Here is an 8,954-nt window from a genome sequence, read left to right on the forward strand (position 1 = left end):
AGGTCCATCAGCGCCGAGCCTGAATGCCGCAACACGCGGGAGGCCGTACGCTTACCATGGGCGCGACCATGCCGGTCATGCGCAGCCCGGCAACCAAGGTGGTGGTCTTGCGGTGGCCGTGCGGGAAGCCCATCCGCAGTCGCTCACCTTTGGGGCAGCGGCCGTGGCTGCGGGTCATGTTGGTCGCGGTCCACGTTTCGTCGATGAACATCAAGCGTTCCGGGGCGAGATCGAGTTGGCCGTCAAACCAATGCCGGCGTTGCTTCAGGACGTCGGGGCGGTCTTGCTCGATCGCGTGCCCAGTCTTTTTTTCCGCGTGATTGCGTGGCGCACGAAGAAGCGATGCAGCGTGCCAATCCCAACCGGCACGCCCCGCTCGAACAGCCGCGCCTGGATCTCAACCAAGGTCATGTCGCCCTGCTCGGCAACCAAATCCCGGATAAAGCCGCCATGGGCCTCGATCCTGCCGGAATGCCGGTCTCCGCCGCGCGGCTTGGCGACGGCATGGCCATGCTGCAGGGCAAGTTGCCGCCAACGGATCGCGCTCGACGCGCTGACACCAAAGCGATCCGCTGCCGCGCGGCAACTCAACCCACCATCAATCGCCGCGAGGACCCTGTCCCGAAGATCCTGTGAAAGCGTTCGCGCCATCCATGCTGGCCTCCTCCAACCAGCAAAAAGCGTGAATCACATCGGCAAGCGAAAGGGAATCCCCAACGATTCAGTTCGTGTGGAAACCGCTCTAGGCGCCGATCACCGAGTCAGGTGGGCACCACTTGCACGCCGAAACACAGTTGACCCTCAAACCAGTCCTGACGCTGCTTCAGGACGTCGGGTCGATCTTGCTCTATCGCATGGCCTGTCTTTTTTGCGCGTCAGTCCACGGCGAACAAAAAAGCGATGTAGCCCGGCAACGGAAACATCCATGCCCTTGTCCGCAAGCGCCAGACGCAGTTCTTCGAGGGTGATGTCCCTGCGCCCCCCCCCAAATGGCCAGAATGTCCGCTGCCCGCTCTTCTATCCGCCGCGAGCGCATATCCCCGCCGCGGGGCTTTGGGGCAATGTCACCCGTCTCGCGCTGCTGTGCTCGCCAGCGGACCGCCGTTGATGGTGCCACACCGAACCGGTCCGTCGCAGCACGGCAACTCGATCCACTATCCACCGCTGCCAAAAGCCGAGTGCGCAAATCCATCGAAAGAGCCATCCATGCCGGCCTCCTTCACCAGCATGGATTCTGAATCAGAAATCGCGCCCGAAGGGAATCCCATGCCGATCCAGAACGGTCGAAAACCGCTCTAATCGCACAAATTTTACGAAATTCTTTTTAATATTTTATCTATTTGTGAATCCCAAAATAAGTTTTTGCTTTCGCTTACCGCAATGGCTAAGTCATATTCTTCAACTTTACTTTTTAAGTAGTTAATTTTTGCCCGCAACTCCTCATCCGATAGGCCTGCATATACTTCAACCCAAGAAGAGAACTCGCTTTCGATATCTCCAAAATTCTTTGAGAGCAACGCAGGGCGACCGGACGCAAGATACTGTATTAATTTGATCGGAGACTCTTCATGGCACCGTTCGGGTATGTAGGGGATCAAGCCAATAGCGAACTGGCGAATAATTGCGAGCTGATCCGCAGAATGGAATTCACCAGCCACTTCAACGCCATCGATTGCTGCCAGTTCCGCAGCCACCTGTTTGTGGTAGGCTTTGCCACGTATGAGAATGCGATAGCCCAAACCTGCCAACCGTCGCACGAAAGGAATGTCGAACTTATCGGTTATAAAACCGGTGAAGCCAAAATCGTAGGTCGGCATGGCGGTAGCCGATTTTGGCGGCGTCCATTGCGAGCGAACTAAGTGGTTTGGCAAAGTTACCCCACTAGAAAAACCAGATACTGCTTCATCGCTGACACCGGTTACAAATCCACCGCGGCGCCGAACAAAATCGTACTTGCGCTTCACAGCTTCTCGCTGCCGGGGGGTATAAACATTGTGCTTAACAAAATTGTCTATCAAATCATACCAGTAGACAACGTTAAGATGATCTAAAAGTGCTTCATCTGGAATATAAAACGGATGAAAATCAAGCAACACCTTGCGCCCTGTGACTTGCTCGCCCCATTCTCTCAGTTTTCGATCATGTAGATGAAGCACCTCTGCAGACCAAAGGCGACGGCGAAGCATGGCGGGGACTGGATTAATCACCGTCCGATCAAAACTTGTTGTTTTCGACGCTAAGGCTGGTTTTTTTCTTCGATTAATTAAGCCCTCGAGCGCCAGCGAAGGGCGCTCAAACCATGCGATTGATGATATGCTCTTTGTCTCTTCTAGGGCACGAAGCATCATCAAGTCTCGTACGGTAAACCCAAAACGGCCCGCGAAGCTTAGCGTACGATAAGGTATGATTGCAAAATCGAACATGACTCTCCTGCTTTCAGCTAGTTTCGCGGCGCCAGCCACCATGGACACGCCAACCGATCGCGCATATGGCATCGGCCCTAATGCCTGTAGTTCTGGCAGCAGCAATCGATGTCGCCGTTCCAAGAACGACATTAGTTGTCAGAAGGGCAATTGCGGCACCTATTACCCCAACAGCGCCAACCGCTATCCACGAAGCGAGCAGGCCGGCACTATAGAATATCACATTGAGCATCGCTAGTACCCGAGCTCGTCGAGCAACAAGTAGAACTGAAGATGGCATAAGGAAAAAAGAGTTCGCGACTTCTGCTAGCGCCACCCAATACATTACATCAGCATATTCCTGGAGCGTCGATCCGAACACGGCCAAAAAAAATCGTGGGAACGCTAGGAGCGGTAACACGACCATGAGTGATACGGCTAACGATGCGACTGCAATTTGATGCACTTCCTGACGGAGCCGCTCAAGATCACCCGTATGCCAAAGGCGAGCCAGCGATGGCTCGCGGACATGAAGAAAAGAAATGGGTACGAACCGGGCTAGACGTATATAGCGCACCGCAACGCCAAACGCTGCGGCTGACATTGATGATGAAAGATATCCTACAGTGATCAGGAGAACGTCAGGATACATTGACGAAAAGGTCGTTGCTACCGCCATTGCTAGTTGGTCGATGCCCGTCTTCGCTGAAGCCTGATAATCAGAGTGATCGTTCGATGTCAGTGGTCGCTTTCGCAATGAGCGCGACGTAGTGAAGTAAAGGTAAAGCAGCGCTACAAGTTGGCCCACTATTAACGCGATCAAGGCTGAAAACACTGACCACTGCCACAACAGGCCAAATGCCAAAAATGTAATAGACGCTATAGCCAACGGTAGGATTGTGAAACCCATGTCGCCGGCAATCGCATGATGCAACCCCCGAGCTGCGCCGGCCGCGCCGACAAGCAGCGCGAAAGTCAGAGTGCCAACCGCAATCAGCGGCAGATACAGCGCTGGCGTCATAGGCGTACCGTGGCGCATCAACACAACCGCTGCCGTGATGCTAAGTGTAAGTGAGGTGATAGCGATTGCCCATTGCGATCGCGAAATCCACCGACGGGCAAGATGGCTGTCAGTTATCTGCGGCAGGACAAGCGATAGCGACCGGTCGCGGCCTGCAGAACTTAATGTGCCGATCACCCGCATTTGCGACTGAGCAATGGCGACGACGCCGCCCAAAGATGTCCCCAAGATGCGCAATGTCAGCCACTGCCAAGCGAATGCTATTCCTGCGCCCGCCAACTTCAGTGTGACGGACGCCCCCACTCGGCCCAAACGGGCGAAAGAGTGCCGAACGTGCACCATTATGAATAGCGTTTTATCGTGGTAGGACCGCATTGCATGTCACCCTTCCATCCATGGTAGATAGCGGAGAGCAGCAATCGAGCTCGGCGGGCGGACACTGGCCGGCGGTTTTCGGCGGTGGAAACGATAAGCCCCAGCGCCACGAAGGCGAGCGCGTTTAGGACATACAACCAAGGACGTCTGATGACGTACCTCCGTTCGAATGCGACCCGGTTACGTGTGGCATAATAGACACGAAACGCTGGCGCCAAAGGGTCGAAAGCGGCCGGTGCGATAGTTCGGCGCTGATTCCAAGAAGGGTCGATCGATTGCAAGGGCGGTATATCACATAAGAACACCTGAACTCCAGCATTCTTAAGTTTCATGACGTAATCGTAATCGTCGCAGTACACGAATAACGATGCATCCGGCAACTCCGCACATCGAGCTATTGAGCAAGGGATAACCATGCCGCCGTAAGGCGCATAATCGACGAAAATCATGCCGTCACCCGCCCGTCCGCGATGCCCCTGCCCAAGCAACCGCTTAGCAACATGGAAATCGTGGAAGGAATCAGTCAGGATTGCTGGCGCGACACCATGGCGTAAGTTTTCCCGCTGAGTGGGGCGGTCGTCGCGAGGAATAACGAGCACGCGTGCCGACGCTCCCCCGGAAAGCATGGCTACCGCCCTCTCCAATGAGCCGGGCAAAGGCATCAAGTCGTCATCAAGGAGGATTATATAATCGATACCGGCAAGGCGCGATGCATGTGCGATACCCACATGGTACCCCCCAGCCGACCCGACATTTTCAGATTGCCGCAAGATCGTGATATAAGGGCCTGAGATGTCTAGTGGTCGCTCGCTGGCGTTATCGACGATGACGATATGCCCGACCACAGGAAGCTGGAGCAACCGACAAACGACCTGCCTGACCAGCTCCAATCGCCGACCATAAGTGACTATGACGGCTGCGCACATTGGTAGAGCGCTAGGTTCTAGATTAGACGTCAATGGCTATCTCGATATATCAACAGTGATAATGGTCATTCGCTTTGAGCGCGGCAAGCATGCTTCGATATAGCTTTATTCAGAGGTGGCCCAGTTAGGCTGAACAGCATTTGGCTACGGATAAGTGGATCGTCTGCGGGTTGTCGTTTTCATATGCCGGCGGGGGCGTCATGGAAGAAGGGCGTAGCCCGACTGGAATGAGGCTCACCGCCGGCGGCCAAAGTCATGCTGCCATTGTTGTGGGCAGATTGTCAAAATAGGTTTGGTCGGGCGTTCTGGCGGCCAGGCTGGAATGTGGTCGCTTCTCATTGTAAAAGCGCAAATATCGGCCAATTCCCGCCCGCGCTTCGCTGACCGTGGCATAGGCCTTGAGATAGACTTCCTCATATTTCACCGACCGCCACAGGCCCTCGACCACGACATCGTGCTAAAATCAGACGGTTCTTCAAGGTGTCTAACTGCTCCGCTCGCATACGGGCCGTGCCGATTAAGCTTATGATCGAGGCGAGGTAGAAAAACTGGTAGATTGGCTCGAAGAAGACGATGTTGAGTGCAAATCCGAAGATGGCTGAAACAAAAAGAGCGGTAGCCTGTCCCGACCATGGAGTATACCGCCTCGCGTTCATTAAGCCAAAAAAAGTCAAAAAGAGTAAGATGATCACAGCTGAGAGAGCCGGAAGCCCAGCTTGGAAAGCTGTGTTCAGCAAGAAATTATCAACGAGTACGGGTTCTTCACCCACAATTTCCACGCCCTGCACGCGCCCGGAGCCAAGCACGAGTTCATCCCAACGATTCGATAGCAAATCCGCCCAAGTGTTTGCCCTAGTCGCTAGCGTAGATGTTTTGCCGTAAGCTGTCTCGTCGTTGGTCGAGATATTGGAGAAGATAGATACTGTTGGCACCGCGACAGCAAATGCGACAGCCGCAAGCGTGACCAGACCTATCTTCCAATATGCGCCTCGGACGTCGCTACCAAATAAGATCCGCATGCCGATAACGACAGCACACATGATTATGCCGTTGCGATTGAAGGTAAACATTAGAACAGTCATCGCGGTCAATGCGAACGCAATCCATAAGTAACTCCTGCGGGGGCGGAACAGTGCTGCCGCAACAACCCAATTGCAGAATATGGCGAGCGTAAAGGCAGAGTAAAATATCCCAGGCGCGCGCACTGAATATTCTCCGCCGGCCGTTTGAAGAGGGAAAACTATCAGTCCTTCTTTGTATAGTAGCATAAGTATCTGCGCGGCTGCGATTTTATCAAATGCGATATATAAAATCTGACAGATTGAAATCCCTAGAACAGAAAAAATGATGATCAAAATATTTATGCTTCGACTAAAATATTTATTCAGATCGTAGGCCATCGCGGAGGTTGCGGCAGCGAAGGGGAATAGGAGCTGGACGAGTGTGATGCCGAAATAGTCACGCGCTGTAATTAATTCGCTTGGAAGCAGGTGTGCAGTTACGTTTAGAAAGATGAAAAGGGTCAGGGCAGCCCATCCAACCGCCAGATTATTTTGGCGCTTCTGAGCGATGATGCACAAAATATTTTGCGCAATCAGAAGAAGAGTGAATGCCGCCGAGATGGCAGAGAATGGCACTGGGAAACTCACCATGTATTCAAGGACACGTAAGGCGTCCTTGAATACCACCAGATATAAAACAATTGTGAACAATGCTGGCGGTAGCGGACGCGTCACAAGCCGAAGTGGTGTGCTTCCGGATGCCGGTGGGTTTGCAGTCAGAGCTACCGCCCCCCGCGAGTTAGTCATTGTCATAAATCTCAAGTGGCGAAGTTGGATACGGGGCTGCGTTTGGCCTGTCTCTGTTCCAGGTCCTAGATTCCCAGCGCAACATTGACGTACCCGAATCTCCTCGTTCCTTTATGATCTTAGTTTGCATTTGTGAAAACTTTGATCGCACTTTGGTAATATCGGAAGAGTAATTAATCGCCGGCAGCTGACCAACCTGCTGAAGGCTCGGATTGCTAACTATCCATTGTCCGACCTCGCCTGGGCGCCGATACTTCTGTGTCAACCTTCTACCATCGAAAACGACCGGCTCCACCCCGATTGCGAAAGCAAAAGAGCCATTGCCACCGAAGCTCCACTTGAAGTCCCAGTTGCTTATGGCACGGGTTCTCCACTTACCGCCTTCGAAACGAGCATTGAAAATTTGAGAACGATTGTTCGCGTCGTATCGATGGTAGCTAACCACCGCATGTTTGTCAGCATCAAAGCCGACCGCGAGAAGACCATTTAGAATTCCACCGCCTGGGGGGACGCGATCGATGATATCCGCAGTCTTCAACGTTATGGGGAGTTTCAAGCGTTTCCCACCTGCCGATTTCCACGTGATTAGATCGTCAGAATATGCGTAACTTGGATTGAAATTGGTGGCGGCATCCGGCGATCCCCGCCAGACCCACGCAATGTGATATCGCCCATCCGGCCCTTTAGTCACGTCGGTGGGATAAGCACTACGCTCCCCTTCTCCACTTATTAGACCCCGAGGTGTCAGATCAGCCCAACTTTCTGACGTTGGATTATAGCTCTTGAGCCTTAGGTCACCAGATCCGCTTTTACCATTTCGGTAACTAAGGATGAGGTTTTTACCCGTACCTTCTAGAAATGTCGGGTAAGTAATGGAGTTCTCGGCCACCCCTGTAAGTGAGGGTATCCGTTTCATCGTTGTGAGATCGCCTGGTTTGGTGGTCCGAAAGTACGTCAGCGGCGAATCGTGCATATTTGCGAGAACGTGCACTCGGCCGGCGGAATCTATGTCCATCGCGATACCATTGTGGCTGTCCCAGCGAAGCGTCGTTGGGAGTGTCGCAGAAACTATATCGTTGGTTCGCACATCCCGCCTAGTGACGACAAGTCTTCGCGCTGCGTTGTAATATGCGGCAAACTGATATTGCCCTCGCTTTACAACAGCGAATTGAACGGGAAACCCTCCCCAAGCTTGCCCGATAATGAAGCCGCCAGCGTCCCCCTTCGTTGCAACACCTGTGGTGATGCAAGTTTCTGTGGGAGCACAAGTTTCGGCGCGCGGCGCTGCAAGGGCTGCAGCGCCCATGAGCAGGCCTAACAAAGTAAAGCTAGAGGACAGGCGCAAATCAGTCCGCCATCCGAAACGGGTCAAATAGCTGGGATCGCTCTTTGGCCGTTTGATCCCGTCCATGAGCGAAAGCTGCGCACTCTGGATCGGGAAAACATGGATTTTCGTTGTTGGAGGGGTTCATGACCGCCTTCATAGGTCCGTTCAGTCAAATCATCAACATGCGGACTTAGGGTGACCCTGTCCCAGTTTCGCCACCGGCCAGAACGAGAGATCCGGCACTTCATCGGCCGGGGTTAACCCCGGCCGATGAAGCAAATTCGGCCGGCGTCATGAACCCCAGGGATGTGTGAGGTCGGGTCTCGTTGAAGTCCGTCCGCCACGCCTCGATCTTGCTCCTGGCGTCGTCCAAAGACAAGAACCAGTGCGTGTTGAGGCATTCATCGCGCAGCCGTCCATTGAAGCTTTCCACGAAGGCATTATCCGGCATGATGCATAGCGGTGACTCGTTCCTGAGGTCGGTCTGACCTGCTAGGTTCTACTGATCCGGGCCATGGGCACCGGGAGCACGGAGAGTGCGGGCAGGCCGTCCTACTGACATGAGCTGCGAGCTCGAGGTCATTATCTGGCCGCCCCTGCGACTAGCCCGGATGCGCTGCGAGCGCGGATCCGTAATTGTCGTGTCGCCCGCCAGCTCCCTTAACCTTGTTGGACTAGGGGAGGAGACTATGCGGATTATCGGCATGGACATCCATCGGGTTGCGGCCGAGGCCGTGGCGCTGCTCGATGGCAAGTTGGAGAAGTTCGGCCGCATCCCGATGTTGCGTGAGAGCCTGGAGGAGTTCGCCAGGACGGAGCTCACGCACGACGACCACGTCATCGTCGAGGCGACCGGCAACGCCGCCGCCGTTGTTGAGGTGCTTTCTCCTCACGTCGATCGGGTTGTCATCGCAAACCCGAAGCAGGTGAGACTGATCGCGCATGCCAAGATCAAGACCGATGCGATCGATGCCGCGGTCCTGGCCAAGCTGTACGCAACTGGCTTCCTGCCAGAGGTGTGGGTTCCTGATGAGGCGACTCTAGGTCATGTTGACAAAGAGGATTCCCAAGTCGCGTAAGTTCTGATTCATGGTG

The 8,954-nt window shown here is 54.1% G+C and carries 5 protein-coding genes and 5 pseudogenes; 1 reads left to right on the top strand and 9 read right to left on the bottom strand.

The window, feature by feature from the left end; translation table 11 throughout:
• Window positions 1–52: 52 nt before the first annotated feature.
• The 9 genes and pseudogenes from ACODRZ_RS26010 to ACODRZ_RS26050 form a co-directional block, all read right to left on the bottom strand.
• A pseudogene (locus tag ACODRZ_RS26010) lies at window positions 53–651 on the bottom strand (transposase); the annotation flags it as partial.
• Window positions 652–791: 140 nt separating this feature from the next.
• Window positions 792–1,204 (bottom strand): annotated as a pseudogene (locus ACODRZ_RS26015) (transposase); the annotation flags it as partial.
• Window positions 1,205–1,310: 106 nt separating this feature from the next.
• Window positions 1,311–2,423, bottom strand: coding sequence for a hypothetical protein (locus ACODRZ_RS26020; protein WP_488986295.1), 1,113 nt, complete (start codon window positions 2,421–2,423; stop codon window positions 1,311–1,313).
• A 13-nt stretch (window positions 2,424–2,436) separates the two neighbouring features.
• Entirely contained in the window at window positions 2,437–3,639 is a 1,203-nt protein-coding gene (locus tag ACODRZ_RS26025; protein ID WP_488973116.1) for a lipopolysaccharide biosynthesis protein, read from the bottom strand.
• A 125-nt stretch (window positions 3,640–3,764) separates the two neighbouring features.
• Window positions 3,765–4,724 carry a glycosyltransferase gene (locus tag ACODRZ_RS26030; RefSeq protein WP_488973117.1) on the bottom strand — a complete coding sequence of 320 codons (960 nt, stop codon included), beginning with the start codon at window positions 4,722–4,724 and terminating at the stop codon, window positions 3,765–3,767.
• 253 nt (window positions 4,725–4,977) lie between these two features.
• Window positions 4,978–5,178, bottom strand: a pseudogene (locus ACODRZ_RS26035) (integrase core domain-containing protein); the annotation flags it as partial.
• A complete protein-coding gene (locus tag ACODRZ_RS26040; protein ID WP_488973118.1) occupies window positions 5,138–6,532 on the bottom strand; it encodes a hypothetical protein in 1,395 nt (464 codons plus the stop codon). The gene ACODRZ_RS26040 and the pseudogene ACODRZ_RS26035, both read right to left, overlap by 41 nt.
• Entirely contained in the window at window positions 6,525–7,943 is a 1,419-nt protein-coding gene (locus tag ACODRZ_RS26045) for a BNR repeat-containing protein (RefSeq protein ID WP_488973119.1), read from the bottom strand. Before ACODRZ_RS26045 ends, ACODRZ_RS26040 begins: the two co-directional genes overlap by 8 nt.
• A gap of 160 nt (window positions 7,944–8,103) precedes the next feature.
• Window positions 8,104–8,304, bottom strand: a pseudogene (locus ACODRZ_RS26050) (integrase core domain-containing protein); the annotation flags it as partial.
• Window positions 8,305–8,548: 244 nt separating this feature from the next.
• Between ACODRZ_RS26050 and ACODRZ_RS26055 the strand changes: the two are divergent.
• Window positions 8,549–8,902 (top strand): annotated as a pseudogene (locus tag ACODRZ_RS26055) (IS110 family transposase); the annotation flags it as partial.
• Between the last annotated feature and the right edge of the window lie 52 nt (window positions 8,903–8,954).

This window comes from Novosphingobium sp. FG90 (genome assembly GCF_057808725.1).

Bases quoted from the DNA above. Each gene is read 5' to 3' on its own strand.
- ACODRZ_RS26040 (WP_488973118.1), bottom strand. From the start codon at position 6,532: ATGACTAACTCGCGGGGGGCGGTAGCTCTGACTGCAAACCCACCGGCA.
- ACODRZ_RS26020 (WP_488986295.1), bottom strand. From the start codon at position 2,423: ATGTTCGATTTTGCAATCATACCTTATCGTACGCTAAGCTTCGCGGGC.
- ACODRZ_RS26030 (WP_488973117.1), bottom strand. From the start codon at position 4,724: ATGTGCGCAGCCGTCATAGTCACTTATGGTCGGCGATTGGAGCTGGTC.
- ACODRZ_RS26045 (WP_488973119.1), bottom strand. From the start codon at position 7,943: ATGGACGGGATCAAACGGCCAAAGAGCGATCCCAGCTATTTGACCCGT.